The sequence below is a fragment of the Cytobacillus solani genome (assembly GCF_001420595.1).
GTDB classification, from domain to species: domain Bacteria; phylum Bacillota; class Bacilli; order Bacillales; family Cytobacillaceae; genus Cytobacillus; species Cytobacillus solani.
Window position 1 is genome coordinate 3,378,595 of the sequence record NZ_LJIX01000006.1, and the last position, 21,915, is coordinate 3,400,509.

At 38.7% G+C, this 21,915-nt stretch carries 25 protein-coding genes and 1 other RNA gene; 6 read left to right on the top strand and 20 right to left on the bottom strand.

Features of this window, described 5'->3' with window-relative positions; genetic code table 11:
- Window positions 1–13 precede the first annotated feature (13 nt).
- From AN957_RS18740 to spoIIIAA, 8 genes are all read right to left on the bottom strand, one after another.
- Entirely contained in the window at window positions 14–562 is a 549-nt protein-coding gene (locus AN957_RS18740) for a SpoIIIAH-like family protein (RefSeq protein WP_056685511.1), read from the bottom strand.
- Between the two features lie 3 nt (window positions 563–565).
- A complete protein-coding gene (gene spoIIIAG / locus AN957_RS18745; RefSeq protein WP_053476963.1) occupies window positions 566–1,240 on the bottom strand; it encodes a stage III sporulation protein AG in 675 nt (224 codons plus the stop codon).
- Complete coding sequence (spoIIIAF, locus tag AN957_RS18750) at window positions 1,233–1,862, bottom strand: stage III sporulation protein AF (protein ID WP_053476964.1); 630 nt, start codon at window positions 1,860–1,862, stop codon at window positions 1,233–1,235. Before spoIIIAF ends, spoIIIAG begins: the two co-directional genes overlap by 8 nt.
- 12 nt (window positions 1,863–1,874) lie before the next feature.
- Window positions 1,875–3,083, bottom strand: a complete 1,209-nt coding sequence (spoIIIAE, locus tag AN957_RS18755; protein ID WP_053476965.1) for a stage III sporulation protein AE — start codon at window positions 3,081–3,083, stop codon at window positions 1,875–1,877.
- Between the two features lie 110 nt (window positions 3,084–3,193).
- On the bottom strand, window positions 3,194–3,583 hold the full coding sequence (spoIIIAD, locus tag AN957_RS18760) for a stage III sporulation protein AD (RefSeq protein ID WP_172797718.1): 390 nt from the start codon (window positions 3,581–3,583) through the stop codon (window positions 3,194–3,196).
- Between the two features lie 14 nt (window positions 3,584–3,597).
- Entirely contained in the window at window positions 3,598–3,804 is a 207-nt protein-coding gene (gene spoIIIAC / locus AN957_RS18765) for a stage III sporulation protein AC (RefSeq protein WP_009794945.1), read from the bottom strand.
- 20 nt (window positions 3,805–3,824) lie between these two features.
- Complete coding sequence (gene spoIIIAB / locus AN957_RS18770) at window positions 3,825–4,340, bottom strand: stage III sporulation protein SpoIIIAB (protein WP_053476967.1); 516 nt, start codon at window positions 4,338–4,340, stop codon at window positions 3,825–3,827.
- Complete coding sequence (gene spoIIIAA, locus AN957_RS18775) at window positions 4,334–5,266, bottom strand: stage III sporulation protein AA (protein WP_053476968.1); 933 nt, start codon at window positions 5,264–5,266, stop codon at window positions 4,334–4,336. The genes spoIIIAB and spoIIIAA overlap by 7 nt, the downstream gene beginning before the upstream one ends.
- 597 nt (window positions 5,267–5,863) lie before the next feature.
- Here spoIIIAA and AN957_RS18780 point away from each other — a divergent pair.
- Window positions 5,864–6,484, top strand: a complete 621-nt coding sequence (locus AN957_RS18780) for an SIMPL domain-containing protein (RefSeq protein ID WP_281176535.1) — start codon at window positions 5,864–5,866, stop codon at window positions 6,482–6,484.
- Between the two features lie 48 nt (window positions 6,485–6,532).
- Here AN957_RS18780 and ssrS read toward each other — a convergent pair.
- Window positions 6,533–6,716: non-coding RNA, 6S RNA (gene ssrS, locus AN957_RS27035), on the bottom strand.
- Between the two features lie 142 nt (window positions 6,717–6,858).
- On the opposite strand from ssrS, the gene AN957_RS18785 reads away from it, so the two are divergent.
- The gene (locus tag AN957_RS18785; RefSeq protein WP_053476970.1) at window positions 6,859–7,038 is read left to right on the top strand and encodes a hypothetical protein; all 180 of its coding nucleotides are present in this window, start codon (window positions 6,859–6,861) and stop codon (window positions 7,036–7,038) included.
- Window positions 7,039–7,080: 42 nt separating this feature from the next.
- On the opposite strand, the gene efp is transcribed toward AN957_RS18785, so the two are convergent.
- The 4 genes from efp to AN957_RS18805 all read right to left on the bottom strand — a co-directional run bounded on the left by efp (window position 7,081) and on the right by AN957_RS18805 (window position 9,885).
- On the bottom strand, window positions 7,081–7,638 hold the full coding sequence (efp, locus tag AN957_RS18790) for an elongation factor P (protein ID WP_056685514.1): 558 nt from the start codon (window positions 7,636–7,638) through the stop codon (window positions 7,081–7,083).
- A gap of 83 nt (window positions 7,639–7,721) precedes the next feature.
- Window positions 7,722–8,783 (bottom strand): M24 family metallopeptidase, encoded by a 1,062-nt coding sequence (locus AN957_RS18795; RefSeq protein ID WP_056685516.1) that lies wholly within the window; start codon window positions 8,781–8,783, stop codon window positions 7,722–7,724.
- Window positions 8,784–8,785: 2 nt separating this feature from the next.
- Window positions 8,786–9,232 (bottom strand): type II 3-dehydroquinate dehydratase, encoded by a 447-nt coding sequence (aroQ, locus tag AN957_RS18800; protein WP_053476973.1) that lies wholly within the window; start codon window positions 9,230–9,232, stop codon window positions 8,786–8,788.
- A 131-nt stretch (window positions 9,233–9,363) separates the two neighbouring features.
- Entirely contained in the window at window positions 9,364–9,885 is a 522-nt protein-coding gene (locus AN957_RS18805; protein ID WP_056685519.1) for a YqhR family membrane protein, read from the bottom strand.
- Window positions 9,886–10,122: 237 nt separating this feature from the next.
- Between AN957_RS18805 and AN957_RS18810 the strand changes: the two genes are divergently transcribed.
- Window positions 10,123–10,512 (top strand): SA1362 family protein, encoded by a 390-nt coding sequence (locus AN957_RS18810; protein WP_281176508.1) that lies wholly within the window; start codon window positions 10,123–10,125, stop codon window positions 10,510–10,512.
- A gap of 25 nt (window positions 10,513–10,537) precedes the next feature.
- Here the strand turns inward: AN957_RS18810 and AN957_RS18815 are convergent, their stop codons facing one another.
- The 3 genes from AN957_RS18815 to AN957_RS18825 all read right to left on the bottom strand — a co-directional run bounded on the left by AN957_RS18815 (window position 10,538) and on the right by AN957_RS18825 (window position 15,013).
- On the bottom strand, window positions 10,538–11,422 hold the full coding sequence (locus tag AN957_RS18815; RefSeq protein ID WP_053476976.1) for a patatin-like phospholipase family protein: 885 nt from the start codon (window positions 11,420–11,422) through the stop codon (window positions 10,538–10,540).
- Between the two features lie 146 nt (window positions 11,423–11,568).
- Window positions 11,569–14,130, bottom strand: a complete 2,562-nt coding sequence (locus AN957_RS18820; protein WP_056685523.1) for a vitamin B12-dependent ribonucleotide reductase — start codon at window positions 14,128–14,130, stop codon at window positions 11,569–11,571.
- A 340-nt stretch (window positions 14,131–14,470) separates the two neighbouring features.
- On the bottom strand, window positions 14,471–15,013 hold the full coding sequence (locus tag AN957_RS18825; RefSeq protein ID WP_142108660.1) for a GbsR/MarR family transcriptional regulator: 543 nt from the start codon (window positions 15,011–15,013) through the stop codon (window positions 14,471–14,473).
- Window positions 15,014–15,353: 340 nt separating this feature from the next.
- Here AN957_RS18825 and AN957_RS18830 point away from each other — a divergent pair, with 340 nt between their 5' ends.
- The 3 genes from AN957_RS18830 to AN957_RS18840 are packed head-to-tail and all read left to right on the top strand — an operon-like array spanning window position 15,354 to window position 18,381.
- Window positions 15,354–16,622 carry a quaternary amine ABC transporter ATP-binding protein gene (locus tag AN957_RS18830; protein ID WP_056687233.1) on the top strand — a complete coding sequence of 423 codons (1,269 nt, stop codon included), beginning with the start codon at window positions 15,354–15,356 and terminating at the stop codon, window positions 16,620–16,622.
- Window positions 16,622–17,470, top strand: coding sequence for an ABC transporter permease (locus AN957_RS18835; RefSeq protein ID WP_056685525.1), 849 nt, complete (start codon window positions 16,622–16,624; stop codon window positions 17,468–17,470). Before AN957_RS18830 ends, AN957_RS18835 begins: the two co-directional genes overlap by 1 nt.
- Window positions 17,470–18,381, top strand: coding sequence for a glycine betaine ABC transporter substrate-binding protein (locus AN957_RS18840; RefSeq protein WP_056685529.1), 912 nt, complete (start codon window positions 17,470–17,472; stop codon window positions 18,379–18,381). The genes AN957_RS18835 and AN957_RS18840 overlap by 1 nt, the downstream gene beginning before the upstream one ends.
- 35 nt (window positions 18,382–18,416) lie before the next feature.
- Here the strand turns inward: AN957_RS18840 and AN957_RS18845 are convergent, their stop codons facing one another.
- The 4 genes from AN957_RS18845 to AN957_RS18860 are packed head-to-tail and all read right to left on the bottom strand — an operon-like array spanning window position 18,417 to window position 21,785.
- Window positions 18,417–19,019 (bottom strand): response regulator transcription factor, encoded by a 603-nt coding sequence (locus AN957_RS18845; protein WP_056685532.1) that lies wholly within the window; start codon window positions 19,017–19,019, stop codon window positions 18,417–18,419.
- Window positions 19,016–20,140, bottom strand: coding sequence for a sensor histidine kinase (locus AN957_RS18850; RefSeq protein WP_056685535.1), 1,125 nt, complete (start codon window positions 20,138–20,140; stop codon window positions 19,016–19,018). Before AN957_RS18850 ends, AN957_RS18845 begins: the two co-directional genes overlap by 4 nt.
- 5 nt (window positions 20,141–20,145) lie before the next feature.
- Entirely contained in the window at window positions 20,146–20,886 is a 741-nt protein-coding gene (locus AN957_RS18855; protein WP_053476983.1) for an ABC transporter permease, read from the bottom strand.
- Window positions 20,886–21,785, bottom strand: coding sequence for an ABC transporter ATP-binding protein (locus tag AN957_RS18860; RefSeq protein ID WP_056685538.1), 900 nt, complete (start codon window positions 21,783–21,785; stop codon window positions 20,886–20,888). The genes AN957_RS18855 and AN957_RS18860 overlap by 1 nt, the downstream gene beginning before the upstream one ends.
- Between the last annotated feature and the right edge of the window lie 130 nt (window positions 21,786–21,915).

Here is a 21,915-nt window from a genome sequence, read left to right on the forward strand (position 1 = left end):
TCCGAATTTGATATTATTCAGGCTGAAATTCCACTGTTACTAATTGCAGGTCACCAATTTCACTTTTTACCTGGCGAATAATTTCATTCGCTTCTGTGCGAGAAAGCTTTTCTGCTTTCACAGTCACTTGAACATTTTTCTCATCTGCACGAACAAGAACATCTTCATAATTCATCGCCTTAATAAGCGTTTCAAGAATGTATTCCTTTTCTGCTAATTCATCAAGCTTATCAATTTGGTCCTTTGCTCCGCTAATTTCTTCTGCAGGTAGATCTGTAGTAGCCATCACTTCAGTCAATTCTTCAACTTGTTTGTTGCGCTCGTCATTTAACTGTAGTCGTAATGCCTCGAACTTTTCATCGCCAGCAGCATTTGTAATGATATCACTATCAGCATCAGCAGAGTCCGTATTTACCGCTTCTTCATTTTTTTGTTCTGCATTTTCTTCCGTATCTGCTAAATCATTTCCTCTTTGTTCAGGTGAAGTAATATAGTACACAGACAATACGACAACAAGGCTTAGCATTGTTAACAACCAGACTGTTTGTTTTTTCAATAACATTTATTATTCCCCCTTAGCTTTCGTTTTTTTCGGCATGACTGATATTCGATGACTTGGTACATCAAGACCCCTTGATACCGCCTCAATGATCCAGCTTTTCACTTGAATATTTTCTGCTCCTTTTGCCACGATGGCCACACCTCTAATTTTTGGTTTTTTCGTTTCCAGAACAATTGGAACCTCTTTTTCTCCCTCTCTAATGATGACTAGCTGCTCTTCCTTCGATTGATCTTCTACCTTTCTCTTTCCACCTTCACGGTCTGTTTCATCCGTCGTTTGTGTCTTACTTGTTGTATTTTTCTCTAACACCTTTTGTTCGGTTGCATCCACGTTCACAAGAACTGTGGCACCCTCGACTCCTACAATGTCATCAAGAATTTCTTTTATTTGTGTTTCATATGCTCGCTCATAATCAGCAATGACACTATTGCCTTCTGGCTGCTCCTTGCCAAAGGTAGCAACATCCTCTTCATTCTTAGCTCCAGCTTGATTATTAAAAACTGGCAAGCTTGTATCTGCCGTTTTATCTTTAAAAAAGATATTACTGACTAGCATGATTGCAGCTCCAAAGAGAAGGACAAGCAGCAAATATTGATATTTGCCTGGCTTTTTATCTGACTGTTCATCCTTTGATAATAGCTTTTTTAAAAAATTTAAAGGTCCTTTATCCTTATCCATCCTTATTCATCTTCCCTCCTTCTACCGATACTTCGATCATGTTTTCATCCACACCCAATTTTTGTGCGATTAGTGAAGCAACTTTTTTTGTTTCATCATTTGCCTGATTTGAAGGAAGAGTTTCTTCAGTATTAATTTCTACCCTTTTTACCACTTCAACAGCTTCGGTTACTTCATCCATGTGTTTAAGATAGACTACAACCTTTTGCAAGTTTTCTGGGGAAGCACGCTGATCATATTCATCTGCTAAAAAATCTACATTCACAATTTCCAATCCGTACTGTTCCATCAACTCCTCTTCCGTATCCTTTTTTAATTGGACACGCATTTCTTCTAAAATATATGCATGTTGGAATGCTTGTATTTCTTTTTTCTGCATTTCGATGGAATTTTCTAAGTTTTTTTCTCCAGATGCTTCAATAGAAGGGATTGCTGCGAGCACTTCTTCAAAATCATTGGAGACTAACTTCAATATTGGCGTCAAAATAATCGCAATCAGAAGAAGTCCCGTAACCATTTTGATATATTTTTGCAAATTTGAATTTGGAAGGAGCATATCAATAACAGTTGCCAAGAGCACAAATAAGATGATATTCGTTATCCATTCTTTAATAAAATCCATTTAGCTCACCTCCTACCTGACCATCATCGTCAAGTTTCCGGCTGCGATAATAACTGTAATGCTTAAAAAAAACATTAGCGAGACAATAGCGAGAGCGGCAAAAACATAAATGACACTCTTGCTGATGATGTCCAAGCAGGTAATGATTGGCCCTCCGCCTAAGGGCTGCAAAATCGCAGCTGCAAATTTATATATGAAAGCAATCATTAATATTTTGATTGCTGGAAAGGCAGCAATGATGATTAAAATCGCTACACCTGCGATCCCTACTGTGTTTTTTAATAAGACAGAGGCACTAATCACCGTATCTGTAGCATCTGTAAACATTCGTCCTATGACCGGGATAAAGTTTCCGGTGATAAATTTTGCCGTCCGCAGCGTAATTCCGTCTGTTACAGCGGCAGATGCCCCTTGAACAGAGATAACGCCGAGAAAGACAGTTAGGAATGTTCCGAGAAGTCCTATGCTCCAATTTTTCAGCAAATTAGCAAGCTGGGTCACCTTGTAATTCTCTGATAATGTACTAACAATGCTAAGTAATGCAGATAGAAATAATAATGGGAGAACCACATATTGGATAAATAATCCACTCATATTCATTAAAAAGAGGATGACCGGATGAAAGAATGCAGCTGATACGATTCCGCCTGAGGAAGCAATTAATGCTAACAACAACGGAATAAGCGCCATAATGAAAGAAATCATCGTGTCAATTGCTTCCTGTGTATAGCTAATGGCAACATGGAAGCTATTTAATGCAATAATGATTAAAACCATAAAAACAATCGCATATGCCGCTTTACTGACTGTGCTCTTTTCAAAAGAGTTTTGCAGTGATTGCAGAAACATGCTGAATACAGTCAGAAGGATTAACGAACCCAGCAGTTTCCCATTGACAATAAACTCATGGAAAATGAACTTTATAAAACCCGAAACCCATTCCTGAAAGGAAAAGCTTTTTTCTCCTTTTAAAAATTCATATAGACTTCCTTTTTGACTCTCTGGTAAAAAACCGCCATATTCATTGCTGATTTTTTCCCAAAACCCTTTTAATTCGTCGATATTAAGTGAATCAAGTTGGGAGTCAACGATTGCCTGCGGGTTAATTACATCTAAATCTTCATTTACGTTAGTAGTATCTGGAGAGGCTTGTACACTTTGAATTAGTAAAAAAAACAGGAAAAGATTGAGAAACATCACTTTCAGCATCAAATGCTTCATTGTTACACCTCATTTTAGAAGGCTGTTTTTGAAAATTCTGGATTCAATAAAATTGGAATGGAAGGAGAGCTATACAGCATCGTGAGGTGGGAACTAAAGTTGGAATCGGTCTAGCCAGGAATCATTTGAATGATTGTTTCAATCATTACTGTCAAAATAGGAATGGCCATTGCAAGGATTAAAATTTTCCCTGCTAACTCGATCTTGGAAGCAATGGCTCCTTGACCCGCATCTTTTGTGATTTGGGCAGCAAATTCAGCAATATAGGCGATCCCAATTACTTTTAAGATTGTTTCAATATACATCATATTGATTTTTGCATTTACTGCTATTTGTTCAATCATGTGGATAATCGCATAAATTTGATCAACCAAAAAAAGGAAAATTGCACAGCCAACAAATACAATTAGTAAGAAGGCGAAATTTGGCTTTTGTTCTTTTACAATCAATGCAAGAAATGTAGCAACAAGTGCCACACCAACTATTTGGAGAATTTCAATGGCGAAGCCCTCCTTTAGCCTTGGAATAGAAAGACAGACTTAATTTTTTGAAACAGATCATCAACAATGGAAGCAACCATAAATAAAATGTAGATAAAGCCAAACAATGTCACCCACTGGGCATATTCCTTCTTCCCCACTTGATCAAGGATTGTGTGTAAAAATGCAACAACAATCCCCACACCAGCAATTTTAAAAATAATATCGACCTCTAAGCCCATAACCTCTCCTCCGCCTCGTTCTACATTAATAAGATAATTAGTAAAAGCCCTGATAAGAAACCTAAGCTTTTAACCATTTTTTCGTATTTTGCCTGCTTATCATATGCATCTGCTTCTTCACGTTCTAAATGGGCCAAGGTAAGCATAATTTGCTTTTGCTGAGAAGTCCGATCATGCCTGCCTAATGTTTCCCCGAATTGTTTCATGATTTCAAATTCCCCTTGCTTTAGTGCAGTAATTTTCCATATTTCCTTTAAACTCTGCTCCCAGGCATCTTTCACTGTTGTTTCTGAATGAGTCAATCTTTTCGCAAAGGACTCAAAGAAGGAAGACAGCGGTTTTGATAGCTGAGAAGCAAGCCTTCTTGCGGCCTCGTGCAGTGGGGTGTGGCCGTACATAATTTCCGCCTCTAAAGACTGGAGTGCTGATTTTAATTGCCGCAGCTGACGCGGCCGCTCATTTAGATGTCTGGCCGCCTCAAATCCAGCCCAAGTAGTAGCTATAATGATGAAAATAGCCCCTATGACTTTCACCATCTTACATCACTTCTCACTTCATTCAGGAGTTCTCTGCCTGTCCCATCTTTCATGCTCGTTATGCTTCCGGGCCCGCTTCTCCTGTTCAATTCAATGAAGCGCTGAAAAATACCCATCTCAAGAATAGGTCGAATGGTTGGCCGTTTTCTTATCTCTTCTAATGAGGTGCCGTGTGTTGTCATCATTAATTTGATTCCGGCATTTACCGCTTCCATAATGGCATCTGCATCTTCCTGCCTGCCAATTTCATCAACTATCAGTACGTCGGGGCTCATCGAGCGAATCATCATCATCATCCCTTCTACTTTCGGACATGCATCAAGGACATCGATTCGAGGGCCAAATGTCATTTGCGGGATTCCATTTACACTTCCTGCAATTTCTGATCGTTCGTCAACGATCCCTACTTTATATGAATGGAAAAGCCCATTCTTATCCCCGCTAGATATGATTCTTGCAATATCACGCAAAAGCGTTGTTTTACCTGTTTGAGGTGGACCGATAATCATCGTATGAAGCCAGCTCTCATTATATAAATGAGGGACTAGCCTGTCGGCAATACCAATTTGTTCTCTGGCAATTCGGATATTAAAGGATGAAATGTCTCTTATCGCTTTTACCTTGCCAGATTCAAGAATAACCTTGCCTGCCAATCCCACACGATGTCCACCCTCAATTGTGATATAACCCCTCCGCAATTCTTCCTCAAGGGTATAGATGGAAAAGTGGCTAATTTTATTTAGCAGATGAACAGCATCATCCGGTTTTACAATATAGGGTAAAAACGTCGGAATTCCTTTCACAGTTAATTCAACGGGTCGATGAATTCGGACTCGTATCTCTTCTAACTCCAGCAATTGAGGAGGGGAAAAATGCTGCAATTGATCAGCTATCGTTTTCGGCAAAAAGGCTAGAATCGTTTCCAATGCACTAATCCTCCTAATCATAGTCTGATTTACTAGCAAACTTGTGCTTGTCGGGGGTGGGCACTAAGGAAATCTCCTTTGAGTAATCCCCGCAGGAACAATCGGCACTTTGATTGTTCCGAAGGCGCTTTCGCTTTTCTATTTGTCTAGCTGCTGCGCCTAGGGGCTCGAGGTCATAAGCCCATCCGCCATGAAGGTTAAAGAGCAACCTTCCCGTCGGCTCGTCTTATGCTTGTCGCCCCTGAACAAGGCGCTTTCGCTTTTCTATTTGTCTAGCTGCTGCGCCTAGGGGCTCGAGGTCATAAGCCCATCCGCCATGAAGGTTAAAGAGCAACCTTCCCGTCGGCTCGTCTTATGCTTGTCGCCCCTGAACAAGGCGCTTTCGCTTTTCTATTTGGACTAGCACTACTTAAAATGTATGCCTGCTTTAAAACAATATGACTTGATTTCTTCTGTTGCCCTAAATTCTATTAAAATTTTCGAATGTTGCCTTTCCTTTTATCGTACATATAAATAAAGCCAAAATAGTGAAGGGAAGTGCAGGAGAGAATGTACTACTATCCGCCATATAGAAATAATTACATGTCAAATAAAAGGATGAATATAATAAGTGTTTTTGGGGAAGGCAGGGTTTCAGTGCAGCCAAATATGGCTAAGGTGACATTAGGGGCATCTACTGAGGCTATGGATGTAACACAGGCTCAGAATAATAATTCAATAATCATAGCGAGGATTAAGGAGGCATTAAAGAAACTTGGAGTGCCGGAGCAACAGATTCAAACTGTCGACTATTCTATCTTTCCGCAATATGATTATAAGGATGGAGAACAAATTTTTAGAGGGTATAAAGTTCAACATCTTCTCCTTGTTACTATTGAACATATAGAAAATACCGGGATAGTCATTGATACAGCTGTCAGCAATGGTGCAAACATCGTCTCTGGAATACAATTTACTACAAAGGATGCTGACCAGTTCGTCCAACAGGCGCTATCCTTAGCAGTTGTGAATTCCTTCCAGAAAGCAGAAACAATTGCGGGGACTTTAGGTGTCAAATTAATAAAAACACCAATACAAGTGATAGAAAATATACATCAGCAAGGTGCCCCTATTCCCTTCCAGGCAACCGCCTTTGCAAAAAGCGAGGCTGCTACTCCAATTCAGCCAGGGACAATAGAATTTAAAAGTTATATCACTGCTGAATATATATATTCATGAAATAAAAAAAGCAATAACCCATTTGGTTATTGCTTTTCTCATTTGTTATGTATAGCCGCCTTTGCCGCCGATTTATACGGAGTTTCATACCTGCTCCAACAGGTGGGTGTCCGCAATTGCTTTCTCATTCGTCCTCATCAAATGGAGGCATGATGTTCCAGCAATGATATTGAACTCCCTCATTCTAAATAAAGGTTGAAACTTCATATACAAGCGAACAACGCAGCTTCTGTATTCCTATCTTAGCTTATATTAGCCAACTGTACAAGTGGAAATAAATAGAAGGAGAAATCTGATATTTATTATCATAATCTATTGGAAGTAGATAACAATACTATATATGGCTGAAATAAAGAAATGAAGGGAAAGTATTTATGACAAACGAAAATCGCGAAGAATTCTTAAAAAACCAAAGAGATTTAAAGTACAGATATCTTGGAGGAACACGTGATAATAGAACCGAAGCAATTTCTGATCCTACCTATAATAATCGAAGTGATACAGATATTTCCCCTGGGGCAGAAGGCCGGTCAACAATAAAAAAAGACAACTAAAAATCCCGAAAGGACTTCCTTTCGGGATTTTCATTTTCCATATTATGCACGTGAAACGTATGAAGCTTCTGTAGTATTAATAATTAATTTATCGCCTTGGTTGATAAAGAAAGGGACTTGAACAATTAGACCTGTTTCAAGTGTTGCTGGTTTAGTGCCGCCTGAAGCAGTATCACCTTTAATGCCGGGTTCTGTTTCAGTTACTTCTAATTCAACCGTATTTGGGAGTTCGACCCCAAGTGTTTCACTTTGATACAACATGATTTGAACTTCCATATTTTCTTTTAGAAACTTTAGTTCATATTCAATAGATGCTGCTGGCAGTTCAATTTGTTCATAAGATTCGTTATCCATGAAAACATGCTGATCTCCATTTGCATATAAATATTGCATTCTGCGATTGTCAATTTGTGCTTTTGCAACTTTTTCACCTGCACGGAAAGTCTTTTCCTGAATAGCACCGTTACGCAAATTACGCAATTTTGAACGGACAAATGCCGCTCCTTTTCCCGGCTTAACATGTTGGAAATCCATTACACGCCAAATCCCGTTATCAACTTCAATTGTTAAACCTGTACGAAAATCATTTACTGAAATCATGTAACTCCTCCTAATTGTCTAGCTTTTCGTGCCTAGTTTCAACGCCTCTGCTACTATAATTCACTAGCCCCAGACGCAAGCTATTAAAGAATAATTAAATCCTTTGTTGAATGTGTTAGCGTTTCATTATGGTCATTCGTAATCAAAGTATCATCTTCAATACGGACACCGCCTAATCCTGGTATGTAAATGCCAGGCTCTACCGTTACGACCATTCCAGGTTCAAGAATAATATCTGATTTAGAAGCAAGAGATGGTCCTTCATGAACTTCCAAGCCTATCCCATGGCCAGTAGAATGTCCGAAATATTCTCCGTACCCCTTTTCGGTAATATAATCAAGTGTTAAAGCATCTGCTTCTTTTCCGCTCATCCCTGGCTTAATGCCATCCATTCCGCGCATTTGTGCTTGTAATACAATGTCATATATTTCCTTAAGCTTTTTATCAGGTTCACCGACTGCTACTGTTCGTGTAATATCAGAGACATACCCTTTATAATAAGCACCATAGTCGAGAGTTACCATATCCCCTTTTTCAATTACCTTATCACTTGCCACACCGTGTGGAAGGGCACCACGATAGCCTGAAGCGACAATTGTATCAAAGGATGATGAGGCAGCACCCGCTTTTCTCATAAAGAACTCTAACTCATTGGAAACTTCCATCTCAGTTAATCCTGGGCGGATGTATTCAACCATATGTTTAAAGGCAGCATCCGCAATGTCTGCCGCTACCTTTAATATCTTAATCTCTGCATCCGTCTTAATCAAGCGTAATTTTTCAATTTCGCCAGAAACAGGGACTAATTCCGACTGAACGGCCTTTTCATATGTTTTAAAAGCAGAAAAAGTTAAATAATCTTGTTCAAAGCCGAGCTTTTTTATTCCTAATTTCTTCACTTGTACTGCTACTTCATCTGGAATAGAGCCTGCATGTTTAACAATTTCATACCCTGCACATTGAGCAGTAGCTTGTTCAATATAGCGAAAATCTGTAATAAATTGAGCATGCTCCCCGCTGATAAGCACTACCCCTGAAGAACCAGTAAAATTTGTCATATAACGGCGATTATATGTACTTGTAATGAGCATGCCGTCTATTCCTAGTTTTTCAAAGCTTGAGCGTAATCTTTGTAATTTTTCCATTTTTATTCTCTCCCCTTTATTCTTTCTAGAAAAGCATGGAAGGCTAATTCATATCCAATCATGCCTAAGCCTACAATTTGTCCAGCCACAACTGGGGCAATGACCGAGGTATGACGGAAGGACTCACGGGAATGGACGTTTGAAATATGTACCTCAATCACAGAAACCTGTATCCCTGCAATTGCATCTCTTATTGCATAGCTATAATGCGTGAAGGCACCTGGGTTAAAAATAATTCCATTCACACCGATATCATTTGCTTCATGAAGCTTATCAATGATCTCCCCTTCATGATTGGATTGAAAACAGACTACTTCTGTGTCATTAGATTCGCCTAAAGCCACAATTTTCTCTTCCAGCTGCTTTAACGTTGTAGAACCATATATACCTGGTTCACGTCTCCCCAATAAATTAAGATTGGGACCATTCAATAATAATATTTTATTCATTTACGCACTCCCGTGGAAAAGATTGATTTACAAGAATATTTTATCATAAATGATTTCTTTTCCACTACTTTAAGAATGCTTCTTTAATAGGATAGGATCAAACAGGGGATATAACTGCTTTTTAAGTTCTCTCAATTAGAATCCTGCTGTGCGTCTTTTTCCATTCTTTCTTTATATTTGATTTCGCTCTCTTCATATGAAATGGAATATCCTACAAATACACCATATAAAATATAAAAACAAACAGAAGTAAAAATGGTATTTCTCTCAAGTTCATTAAAAGGGTCAATACCTGGAAATATTGGATTGAGGATAAAAAAAACAACGATAAATAAACCGATGCCATAACCTGCCCCTACCCAGATACTCGGGAACCTGCGTAAGAAAATATAATAGATAAAAGCTGGAACAATGGATATTCCACCAATCATTACAATACTAATAACCGTTCCAAGCCAGCCCTCTTTCCAGTCCCCAATTGTCCATGGCTCCAATATAACATTGGGTCTAATACCTGTTAAATTAAATACGTAGGCTAAATAGCCAAGACCACTCCACAATATTCCACCAATTAATCCAGTTACTATTACCAAGGTAATAAAGGACATTGGTTTTTCACGTTGATTTTGTTCCAGTTGCTTTTCTACTGCCATTTTTACCACCTCCATTTCTTATTATGTCCTTTCCGGTTTATTCCCTTGCATGAAAAAGAATTTAGATAAACACCCTAAAGGAAATTAAGCCTCCTTCCTAGAGGTTTTTTCATATTTTCTGTAGAATAGAGATAGGTACAGACAGCTTTTTACGAGTTAATAACAAAAAATATCGAATAATTTCTAGGTAGATCAAGTTTAAAAGATAGAAAATATGCTCATCATGCTCATAGGGAGGTGGCTTTCTTGAAAAATCGGATTTCAGTATTCGTAGTCCTCGGCCTTATCTTACTTGCTGTCGTGGGAATGACTGCTAATTTGTTCTCAAATCCTACCGGTTTTTTGCTAAGGATTGCTGTCATTTTATTAGTTGGTGCTGTAATTTACTATATTTTTCAGCGTTTTTATAAAGCTAGCCCAAGAAAACGTGAACAACAAGCCTTTATACGCGCAGCAAAAAAATCAAAAAAGCGTTTTCAGACGAATCACTTAGGGAAAGGACATACCCGTAAGACCAATTCCGGGAATTCCTTAACATCTCTTAAAAAGTCGAAAAAAAAATCTTCCACACATTTAACCGTGATTCAAGGAAAAAAAGGCAAAAAGAAAGATCGGGCTTCCCTATAATAAGCTCGACCTTTTTTATTTTTGTCTAATACGTCCATTGTGAAAAGAACTGATTTGCACATTGCTCTCCTAACTGGACAAGTGCTTGTTTCTTCTCCTGAGTTAATTGAAATTCTGTTGTTAATGCCCCCTCCGTTGGAATAAAGATAATATTTTTCGCATGCTTTCTGGAAATATATCTCGAATCATGCGCATCCTTCATCGTTTCAAATAACGCTTCGTACATTTGGATCGCATTTTTGATTTTATTTTTCGGTCGGTCAACGGCATTATGACTTAGCTTTATTCCTAATACTGGACGTATTTTTTTCACATTGTCTTTATCAAATAGCCACATCGGAAAATTACTCAGTACTCCGCCATCAACAATAATACTTGCCTCCCCCCTTGTATGAAGCTTTACTGGTTCAAAAAAATACGGAAGGCTGCAGCTCATTCGGATAGCTTTAGCAATTGAAAATGACCCAGGATCAATGCCGTAATGAATTAAATCATCCGGCAGAACGACGAGACGGCCATTGGTTAAGTCAGAAGCAACGACTCTCAGTGCCTGCTGAGGAAGATCAGAAAACTTTCTTAACCCTCTGGCAGCCAGCTTTTCTTTAACCCATTTCTCCAGTTCATCTCCTTTGTACAATCCGAGTCGCCAATAAAGGAACACCCATTTCGTCACTGCTAAAGGGATATAGGTTTTTCTCGAATCAAGAAACTTCTCCAATTCAAGTTCATCCATTAATTGATAAATTTCTTCACTTGTATATTTTGCAGCAATTAAAGCTGCGACAATTGATCCTGCACTTGTCCCAGCTACTCTTTTGAAACGAAAGCCTCTTTTCTCAACCTCAGCATAGGCACCTATTAGTGCAAACCCTTTTATTCCCCCTCCTGAAAAAACACCGTCTATATACATGCAAGCCACTCCCGTCGATGTACTCACTTGATACATTTTTAATCAAGGACACACAAAAATAGTACGGTGGACATGATGTTTTTTATTTTGATACGCAAAAAAGAAGATGGACTAAGACTCCATCTTCTTTTTCTTTCGTTTTTATTCTACAATCCGCATTTTAGCTGAGCGTTGCAATTTGTACATGTGTTGCATCCACCAATTTCCTCAACGCTTCCTTTGCGGCAGACTGGACATGTGTTCCCAACCTCTGAACCAATCGTTACATTTGTAGAACGAAGATCATTGATTGTATCAACAAGTACAACATGTTGTTTCGTTTTTTCTTTTTTATCATAGCTCGTATCATCGAAGCTGTTTTCCTCAGCTTTTAACGTTAAAACTTGCGAATCACGTGAACCGTCAACATACACAGTTCCGCCTTTTGCACCGCCGCGGTATAATCGCTCGTACACCTTTTCTACCTGTTCAACACTATATCCTTTCGGTGCATTAACCGTTTTACTGATAGAGCTGTCAATCCAGCGCTGAATAATGCACTGAACATCTGCATGCGCTTCTGGTGCTAAGTCCATAGCAGCAATAAACCATTCAGGCAGGTTATTCGGATCTGCATCCGGATTTGCATCTAAATATTCTTGAACAATATCTGCCTTCACTTCAATGAATTTGCCTAAGCGGCCGCTTCTGAAGTAAGAGAAGGAGAAGTAAGGTTCAAGGCCTGTTGATACCCCAACCATCGTTCCTGTGGATCCTGTAGGAGCCACGGTTAAAAGATGGGAGTTGCGAATTCCGTTTTCGATAATTGATTGTTGAATATCTGCAGGCATTTTTTGCATAAATCCAGTTTCTGTAAAGGCTTTTCTTAAACGATTTGTCTCTTCTTCTGTTTCCCCAGTTAAGAACGGGAAGCTTCCTTTTTCCTTGGCAAGTTCAACAGAAGAACGGTAGGCAGTCGTCGCAATTGTTTCAAATACTTTATCAACAAGCTCATTGCCCTTTTCAGAACCATATTCTGTTTCACAATAGATTAATAAATCGTGCAGACCCATGACTCCTAAACCAACACGGCGTTCACCAAGAGCCTGTTTTTTATTTTCTGCAAGAAAATATGGAGTTGCATCTATTACGTTATCCTGCATCCGTACACCAACTTCAACTGTACGTTTTAGTTTCTCAAAGTTTACTGTTTTGTTCTCCTTATCTGCCATTTCTGCTAGGTTAACCGCAGCCAAATTGCAGACACTGTATGGTGCGAGAGGCTGTTCCCCACACGGGTTTGTTGCTACTACCTTCTGTCCATATGCTCTTGCATTTGTCATATCATTTGCATTATCGATAAAGAAAATGCCTGGTTCTGCTGAGTAAGTCGCACATATGTTGATTAAATTCCAAAGCTCTTTTGCTTGGATTTTGCGATAAACTCGGACTTTATGACCAAGCTTTTCCCATTCGCGGACATCCCCAATTTTATGCCATTCCTCATTGTAGATACGCATTTCATCTTGATCATAGCTCTCTACATCTGGGAATCGAAGTTCATATTCAGCATCATTCTCAACTGCATTCATGAATTCCTTCGTTAAGCAAACAGAAATATTCGCTCCAGTAAGGAATTCAGAATTATGAACAGAGTAATTTCCGCCAGTTGCTAATTTCTCTTCCGCATCATTAATAATTTTCTCATTAAAGCCGCCATGTCCTGGAATTTGTTTATAATTTACAATTCCTTGGTACATTGCTAGTTCTTGCTCAGTAAAAGGGGTATATTTTAATTTTTCTTTTGCATATTTTTTAATTGTTTCATCATTCGTCGTTTCAAGCAAGAATCGCAAAATTCTTGGATTTTGCATTTTTGAAATGATGAATTCAATAATATCAGGATGCCAATCACTAAGCATGATCATCTGGGCCCCCCTGCGGGAACCGCCTTGCTCAACAAGATGAGTCAATTTCGCAATATCATCTAACCATGAAACAGAGCCTGATGATTTTCCATTAACCCCTTTTGCCAGCGTGTTTCGTGGTCTTAAGGTGGAACCGTTCGTTCCGACTCCGCCTCCGCGGCTCATGATTTCCATCACCTGCTTACGGTGTTCAGAGATGCCTTCACGGGAATCTTGAACAAATGGCATAACATAGCAGTTAAAGTATGTTACGTCCGTATCTGCTCCCGCCCCATATAGAACACGGCCAGCAGGGATAAAGTTTAAGCTTGCAAGCTCTTGGTAGAATTTCTCAAACCATTCTTGTCTTTTCTCTTCTGTTTTCTCAACGGAAGCAAGACCTGTTGCATTACGTTTTGCAATTTGCTCATAAAAAAGCTCCAGCGGTTTTTCAATGACATCTAGGGATCGCTTGATGATTCCAGTTTGTGCTTCTTCTGGGTCATCAAGAACCCCGCGATAATCTTCTTCCACTAGAACAGATGCTGCTTTGTTTTCCCAATCAATATCTAGGATATAGCCAAGCCCTCGAGCAGGGAATTTTGGATCTTCTTTGATGGTAAGAACGACGAAGTCCCCATTAGTTAGAGTTATTTTTTCTGTATCTTTAAATGTATACCTATCCAACATGACTAAACGGGATACCCCTTTGTGGGTCATTTTCATATCAGAGGTGATAGGGTGTACTTGAGGAAATAGACGGATGTCTTCATTCAAGCGCTCAATGTTTAAACTCATTTTTTGTCCTAATGCAACAGACATTTTTACAACTCCTTCAAATAAAAATATTCAATTTTGATAGTAACTTCAAACCTATGTTAAATCTAGTTGATTTAATGAATAACCTAAAGTTACCATACCAGAACTCTAAAATCAACATATAGTACCTGAATTATTTTCGACACCACTACATATTGTGTTTGATTCACGTGAAGTTAAATTTGTCAAAATCAAAAAAAACTAGAATCGGGAGAAAATAAGAGAGATTCATAGGTTTATAACAAAATAAGACAAATTTCAATATTTTTTGCGGCTTGCACTTCTAATTAGATACTAATGTTTAAAAAACGAAAAAGCACAGGATCCTGTGCTTTCAATAAACTTACAATTCGTCTTTGTTTTTCGGGATAAAATCAAAAATCTCTTCTGATTCAAAGCTATCCACCAAACGATTTAACCATTCATAATAACTAAGTGCGGCCTTCATTTTCGTAATATCAATTTCTGCGGCAGTGCGCACTTCCTCATCTGCCTCTTCAGATTTTGCTAACCTTTCAAGCTCTAATATGGATTTAGTCATCGCAGCAATGTTCATTGAAATTCCTGCACGCCATTTAATGGAGAAGAAATCAATAAAGGTTTGGTACCAGTCCTCTTCTGCTTGATATAAATCTTTTCTTGTTCCCTTTTTCCACACCTTCTCTACCATTTTTAAATCCGTTAAGGTGCGGACTGAGGTGCTCATGCTTGTTTTGCTCATACCGAGCTCTTCCTTCATCTCGTCAAGCGTCATCGGATGATTTTGAAAATATAACATTCCATATAATCGCCCTATAGAATCGGTAATACCATATAAATTCATATTTTTCGCAATGGTTTCAATGACCCTTTCTCGAACACGTTCGAGCTGTTCTTTCCCATCCATGTAATTATTCACATCCATAAATGTAAAATTAACTGTTTCAATATTTCATTAGTTTACCCTCAAAAATGAAATAATCATTTATTAGACTACCACTATTTTTCAGAATGTAAAGATGGATATAGCATAGCATCTTGGAGGAAAAGATAGGAATTGTAAGGATTCACGTTATACAGTACGTTCAGTTTTTACTGTACAAAGTTTACAGCTGAATATGGCTATTTACCAGCTTTGCCCTATTTTTTTAAAACAAATACAATTAAATGGTCCTTATTGCGCGGCAAATATTACTGATTAGCTTAATTAGTAAAGGCTACTAGTCCAGAAGTTTCAATTGAACGAGGTGAAAGATTTGAAAGAACAACACGTGAAATTAAGTGTTAAAAACGTAACAAAGGTTTTTGGAAAAAATCCTAAAAAAGCACTGCAGCTTTTAAATGAAGGGAATTCAAAAACAGATATTTTAAAAAGAACCGGCTCCACAGTCGGTGTCAATCAAGCAACATTTAATGTCCATGCTGGTGAAATTTTTGTCATCATGGGTCTATCTGGTAGCGGAAAGTCCACATTAGTTCGTACATTAAATAGACTTATTGATCCAACAGTAGGAGAAGTTTTGATTGACGGAAAAGATATAACAAAAATGAAAAAAGAAGAGCTAAGGAATGTACGGCGCAAAAAAATCAGCATGGTATTTCAGAATTTTGCCTTACTCCCCCATCGCACCATCCTTGAAAATACAGAGTATGGACTGGAAATACAAGGAGTAGATAAGGAAGAAAGAAAGAAAAAGGCACTAAATGCTTTAAAGCTAGTAGGTCTAGAGGGCTATGAAAGCCAATTTCCTAAACAGTTAAGCGGAGGAATGCAGCAGCGTGTCGGATTAGCTCGGGCACTGGCAAATGACACAGACATTTTATTAATGGACGAAGCATTCAGCGCATTGGATCCATTAATTAGAAAAGACATGCAGGATGAATTACTTGAGCTACAGTCCGCAATGGAAAAAACGATTATCTTTATTACACATGATTTAGATGAAGCACTTAGAATTGGGGACAAAATAGCCTTAATGAAGGATGGGGAAATTGTCCAAATTGGGTCACCTGAGGAAATCCTTATGAACCCATCTAATCAATATGTTGAGAGATTTGTAGAAGACGTTGATCTTTCAAAGGTATTAACTGCAAGCCATGTAATGAAAAGAGCGGAAACCGTTCAAATCGATAAAGGTCCTAGAGTTGCTTTGCAAATGATGAAGAAGCTTGGGATTTCAAGTATTTATGTGGTTGATAAAAAGCAAATCCTTCTCGGTGCCATAACAGCTGATGATGCAAAGACAGCTGCAGAGAACGGGCAAACACTACAGGCAATCATTAATCCGAATGTTCAAAAAGTAACAGGTGAAACATTGTTAACAGATTTATTTGACAAAGTGTCAACTGCAACCATCCCTGTTGCAGTCGTAGATGAAAACAATCGGCTCTATGGCATTCTTGTAAGAGGTGCGGTCATTGGTGGTCTCGCAGGAAATAATGAAGTCATTAATGTTTTAGAAAAAGCAAAAGAAGAAGTGGCTGCTGATCAGTCAAGCAAAGGAGGGACTCATTAATGGAAGGCTTATTACCAAAACTCCCGCTTGCCGATTGGATTGATCGCTTTGTAGATTGGCTAACAGTTACCTTTGCAGTCGTATTTGATGCAATTACTGTCAGTTTAGAGGGGATTGTGGAAGGGCTTTTTGCCGCTTTAGCATTTATTCCATCGTATATTCTTATCATCCTTATTGGTTTATTAGCGTGGAAACTAGCAACAAAGGGTATCGCCCTATTTGCTGTTATTGGCCTGTTCTTAATAGATAATTTAGGTTATTGGGAAGGAATGCTTGAAACCCTTTCATTAGTTTTAACCGCTGTCTTAATAACAGTCGTTATTGGGATTCCAATGGGCATTTGGGCTTCTCAAAAGAATACAGTAAAACAAATCATTACACCTATCTTAGACTTTATGCAAACGATGCCTGCATTTGTCTATTTAATCCCAGCAATTTTCTTCTTTAGCATCGGGGTTGTACCAGGAGTAGTCGCTTCTGTTATTTTTGCCGTACCGCCAACGATACGGCTGACAATTCTAGGAATCCAGCAAGTACCTGCAGACATCATTGAAGCAACAGAGGCTTTTGGGTCTACTACTACTCAGCGTTTGCTCAAGGTACAGCTGCCGCTTGCTATGCCAACAATCATGGCAGGTATTAATCAAAGCATTATGCTTTCATTGTCGATGGTTGTGATTGCCTCAATGGTTGGGTCACCCGGTCTTGGAGCAGACGTATACCGTGCGGTCACTCAGATTCAAATCGGAAGAGGTTTTGAGGCTGGTCTTGCGATTGTGGTTATGGCCATTATCCTTGATCGGATTACCCAAAATATAGGCATTAAAAAACAAGGGGGAAAAATATAATGAAGAAAAAATGGTTGTCCTTTTTTATGGTACCTGCCTTAGCATTCAGTCTAGCAGCTTGTGGGTCTGATGACGCAAGCAGCGACAAAGAAAAATCGGATAATGGGGCATCTAAAGCTTCAGTTGGAGAAAGCGTTGATTACAAAATCATCGGTATTGATCCGGGAGCTGGCTTAATGAAAGCAACAGCTAATGTCATTGAAGAATATGAGCTAGATGACTGGACATTAGTAGAAGGTTCAGGTGCAGCGATGACTGCAGCTTTAAAGAAAGCCTATGATAAAGAAGAACCAATCATTGTTACTGGATGGAGTCCACACTGGAAGTTTTCGAAATTTGATTTAAAATATTTAGAAGATCCTAAAGGGACTTATGGAGATGCAGAAAATATACATTCCATTGCACGTAATGGGCTTTCCGAGGATCATCCTTCCGCTTACAAGGTTTTGGATCAATTCCACTGGCCTGAGGAAGATATGAATGCAGTGATGGTTCAAATTACTGATGGGGAAGATCCGGAAACAGCTGCTCGCAATTGGGTTGATGAGAATGCGGATAAAGTGGCTGAATGGACAGAAGGTGCTGAGAAAGTAGACGGTGACAAAATCACTCTTGGTTATGTCGCATGGGATACGGAAATCGCAAGTACAAATGTGGTTGCACAAGTGTTAACTGATCTAGGCTACAAAGTTACCCTTCGTCAAGTTGAAGCAGGTCCAATGTGGGCTGGTGTTGCTGAGGGAAGCCTTGATGCCCATATCGCAGGCTGGCTTCCATTAACACACGCGGATTATTATAAAGAATTCGAAGGTAAGTTTGAGGATTTAGGTGCAAACCTAGAAGGGACAAAAATCGGATTAGTTGTCCCTGCATACATGGATATTAATTCAATTGAAGATTTAAAAGAGTAATAGAAAACGAGGCATTTAACGATGCCTCGTTTTCTTTATATCCATCCCTTTTCTTCCGCTATGCTAATTGCTTCAATTCGGTTCTTTACGTGCAGCTTGCTAATGATTTCAGACATATAATTTCTAACAGTTCCTGCAGATAAAAAGAGGATGGCAGAAATCTCTTTAGCTGTTTTCCCATCAGCCACCATCCTTAACACTTCACGTTCACGCTCGGTTAGCGGATTTTCATCCTTCATACTGCCAAAAATCAGCTCAGGGGCAAATTCGCGTTTCCCTTTCATCACACTTCTAATCGACTCTGCCAGTTCATCACTTGACCCATCTTTAAGCAAGTACCCGTGAACATCTGCTTTAACAGCACGTTCAAAATAACCTGGACGGGCAAATGTTGTCAAAATGATAATCTTACAATTAGACCCCTGCTTCATTAATATTTCCGCTACTTCCAAACCACTCATAAGCGGCATCTCAATATCCATCAAACAGACGTCTGGTTCAAGGGTTTGAATGAAATAAAGTGCTTCCTTTCCATTTTTTGCTTGGGCAATCACTTCAATATCCTCTTCAAAATCAAGAAGGGAACCAAGTGCTCCTCGAAGCATTCCTTGATCTTCTGCTATTACGATTCTGATCATGAAACAACATCCCCCTCTCTCTCCTTCACAATAACTGGGACAGTAATCAATAACTTCGTTCCCTTATGAGAGGTAATTTTCAATGCCCCATCAATCAATTCAAGCCTTTCTGAGATGCCCTTCAGTCCATTGCCTGCCTGATTATTTATCCCTATCCCTTTCCCATCATCTTGAATACTAATCATCATTTCTCCTGCATTTTCAATGATTGCAATATAACAATTTTTTGCTTGACTGTGCTTTACCACATTCGTCACTGCCTCACGAAGACACATGCTTACGATATTTTGTGTAACTCCAGAAGCATCCTCAAGTATTGAATCATCATGGTATTGAAAACTGATTCCAGCAGCTTCTAAAATAGCAGAAGATGCCTGTAGCTCCTCCGTAATTGTAATTGCCCTCATATCTGAGACAAGCTCTCTTACTTGGGATAATGCTGCCCTTGATGTTCTTTCTATTTCCTTGACTTCATGTTTGGCACGTTCAATATCTTTCATTAGCAGTTTCCCAACTAGCTGGCTCTTTAATGTAATCAACGAGAGTGTATGACCGAGCGTATCATGAAGATCGCGAGCGATTCTTAGTCGTTCTTCACGTTTCACTAGTTCTTCAATCCGCTCATTCGCTTCATCAAGCTGTCTTTCTAGCTCCATTCTGCTATTCATTGAACGAATCCCGAATGGAGAAAACAACATAATGAGAATAAAGGGGATAATATAAAATAAGGTATTTGGATTTAAATGATTATAATGAATAATGATCGGTGTGAAGATGGATAACCCAAAAAGGATCAGCGCAGTAAAGAATTGCTTCTTTTCCTTATACCAGCCAATAAAATGCGCTGGAAAAAAACCTAAAAAGACAATATTAATATTAATAAAGACAGATAAGAATAAGACAATAGCAATCTGAAGGATCAACCAATTTGTAAATGACTTCATAGCAAAATAAAGCTGCCGGTATGTAACTAGGAATAATCCTAATAATACATAACCGGCATACAGCTTCCAGCCTGTCTCAAAGTAAATATAGTAACCCGGCATAAATAGATAGATTAAAAACATATAAGGGAAAAACCCATACCTTGCAGGGAAAATCTCTAATTTTCCTTTTGACATTCAATTTACACCGCCGCTTCCTGCTTTCTCCTAATATAACTAGATAATAGCATGAAAAGGAAAAGATATCCTATTAATAGAAGAAAATTTATCCACTCTGGGGTATTCCCACGGATGATTTCCCAGGCACCGTTACCAAAATTATACGACGGAAGCCATATCCCAATTTTTTGGATAAACGCTGGCATCACATCCATCGGCATCCACATACCCCCTGATATTGCGAGAATCATATAAATAACATTTGAAATACCAGAAGCGGTATCTACTCTCTTCATCGTTCCTACTAACGTACCTAAGGCAAGAAATGGAAGTGACCCAAGCAAAATCCATATACCGCTCATCAGCCACTCAAAAGCTGTTAGCGTAACACCATTAATTAAAGCACCAGCAATAAAAATAATTACAATAGAAAATAGATGAATGACTGTTTGCCCAATCATTTTTGCGGCAAAATAAGCATGGTCAGATAATGGAGTGATCCGCATAAATAAAGACCAGCCCTTTGTCCGTTCCTCCACAAGCCTAATTCCAAGTGTCATAATCGCTGAACCCATCACACTAAAGGCTGTCATCGACATTAAGTAATGGGCCTGCCACTCTTGTTTATCTTGAATATTCGTATTAAAGACTTTTGTGAAAATAATATAGAATACAATCGGCATAAGCAAGGACCAAAAGACAAAGTATGGATTCCGCAAAATACGGATGATTTCTACTTTACATTGCATACGAAAAGCACTCATTATATTGCCTCCTTGTTTTCAGTCAATTGCTCAAAAGCTTCATCTAAACGTCCATGTTCGATTTGAATTCCACTTATTTTAATGTTCTTTTCAAATAATGCAGCTATGACAGCATCCGTTTGATCAGTTATCACATAGATTCTATCGTTTCTTTTATATACATCTGATACATGAGGAAGCCGCTTTAAATCTGCAATATCTATTGCTTCACTTGCAGCAAACGAAACTGATTGTTTAGATAATTTTGCTTTTATTTCTGCTGGTGTCCCGTCTTCAATAATTGTTCCATGGTTAAATAAAATAATTCGATCTGCAACATCATCTGCTTCCTGAAGATAATGTGTTGTGAAAATAATCGTTTTTCCCCGAGCCTTTAATTCACCAATTGTATTCCAAAACAGTTTTCGAGAAGTAATATCCAATCCAACAGTCGGTTCATCAAAAAAGACTAATTCAGGATCTCCTGCCAATGCAAGTGCAAACCCAAGGCGGCGTTTCTGCCCTCCCGAAAGCTTATCAGCTCTTCTCTTTAAATCATCCTTATTTAAACCAGTAAATGCGACTAGTTCTTCAAAAGGCATTGGATTTGGATAGTAGCTTCTAAATAATTGAATAATTTCTTTCACCTTTAAAGCATCAATCACACTAACCTCCTGAAGCATCGCACCGATTCTCTCTCGGATCTTCTTTTCCTTTGGGTGACTGTTAAATACTCTTACCTCCCCGCTTGTTGGATCGAGCAGCCCAAGCATCATCATAATAGATGTTGTTTTCCCCGCTCCATTCGGACCAAGAATCGCAACAACTTCTCCTTTTTTTATCGAAAATGAAACCTGATCCACCGCTTTTTTATTTTTAAATGTTTTCGTAACATGATCGAGAACCACAATCGAATCCATTTTTCCACCTCCAGCTTTTCTACTTTAATCTTAAGCTGTAGGAAGATATTGGATTAGTGGATTATGTCATTTATTTCAGATGACATTTGTCATATTTGAAAACAGAGAGTTAGAACAAAAAGTCTATAAA

Excerpts from the sequence above, each read along its gene's own strand:
- AN957_RS18740 (WP_056685511.1), bottom strand. The coding sequence starts at position 562 with ATGTTATTGAAAAAACAAACAGTCTGGTTGTTAACAATGCTAAGCCTT.
- spoIIIAG (WP_053476963.1), bottom strand. The coding sequence starts at position 1,240 with ATGGATAAGGATAAAGGACCTTTAAATTTTTTAAAAAAGCTATTATCA.
- spoIIIAF (WP_053476964.1), bottom strand. The coding sequence starts at position 1,862 with ATGGATTTTATTAAAGAATGGATAACGAATATCATCTTATTTGTGCTC.
- spoIIIAE (WP_053476965.1), bottom strand. The coding sequence starts at position 3,083 with ATGAAGCATTTGATGCTGAAAGTGATGTTTCTCAATCTTTTCCTGTTT.
- spoIIIAC (WP_009794945.1), bottom strand. The coding sequence starts at position 3,804 with ATGGGCTTAGAGGTCGATATTATTTTTAAAATTGCTGGTGTGGGGATT.
- spoIIIAB (WP_053476967.1), bottom strand. The coding sequence starts at position 4,340 with ATGGTGAAAGTCATAGGGGCTATTTTCATCATTATAGCTACTACTTGG.
- AN957_RS18780 (WP_281176535.1), top strand. The coding sequence starts at position 5,864 with ATGAATATAATAAGTGTTTTTGGGGAAGGCAGGGTTTCAGTGCAGCCA.
- AN957_RS18785 (WP_053476970.1), top strand. The coding sequence starts at position 6,859 with ATGACAAACGAAAATCGCGAAGAATTCTTAAAAAACCAAAGAGATTTA.
- efp (WP_056685514.1), bottom strand. The coding sequence starts at position 7,638 with ATGATTTCAGTAAATGATTTTCGTACAGGTTTAACAATTGAAGTTGAT.
- AN957_RS18795 (WP_056685516.1), bottom strand. The coding sequence starts at position 8,783 with ATGGAAAAATTACAAAGATTACGCTCAAGCTTTGAAAAACTAGGAATA.
- aroQ (WP_053476973.1), bottom strand. The coding sequence starts at position 9,232 with ATGAATAAAATATTATTATTGAATGGTCCCAATCTTAATTTATTGGGG.
- AN957_RS18805 (WP_056685519.1), bottom strand. The coding sequence starts at position 9,885 with ATGGCAGTAGAAAAGCAACTGGAACAAAATCAACGTGAAAAACCAATG.
- AN957_RS18815 (WP_053476976.1), bottom strand. The coding sequence starts at position 11,422 with ATGTATATAGACGGTGTTTTTTCAGGAGGGGGAATAAAAGGGTTTGCA.
- AN957_RS18820 (WP_056685523.1), bottom strand. The coding sequence starts at position 14,130 with ATGTCTGTTGCATTAGGACAAAAAATGAGTTTAAACATTGAGCGCTTG.
- AN957_RS18825 (WP_142108660.1), bottom strand. The coding sequence starts at position 15,013 with ATGGATGGGAAAGAACAGCTCGAACGTGTTCGAGAAAGGGTCATTGAA.
- AN957_RS18835 (WP_056685525.1), top strand. The coding sequence starts at position 16,622 with ATGGAAGGCTTATTACCAAAACTCCCGCTTGCCGATTGGATTGATCGC.
- AN957_RS18840 (WP_056685529.1), top strand. The coding sequence starts at position 17,470 with ATGAAGAAAAAATGGTTGTCCTTTTTTATGGTACCTGCCTTAGCATTC.
- AN957_RS18845 (WP_056685532.1), bottom strand. The coding sequence starts at position 19,019 with ATGATCAGAATCGTAATAGCAGAAGATCAAGGAATGCTTCGAGGAGCA.
- AN957_RS18850 (WP_056685535.1), bottom strand. The coding sequence starts at position 20,140 with ATGTCAAAAGGAAAATTAGAGATTTTCCCTGCAAGGTATGGGTTTTTC.
- AN957_RS18855 (WP_053476983.1), bottom strand. The coding sequence starts at position 20,886 with ATGAGTGCTTTTCGTATGCAATGTAAAGTAGAAATCATCCGTATTTTG.
- AN957_RS18860 (WP_056685538.1), bottom strand. The coding sequence starts at position 21,785 with ATGGATTCGATTGTGGTTCTCGATCATGTTACGAAAACATTTAAAAAT.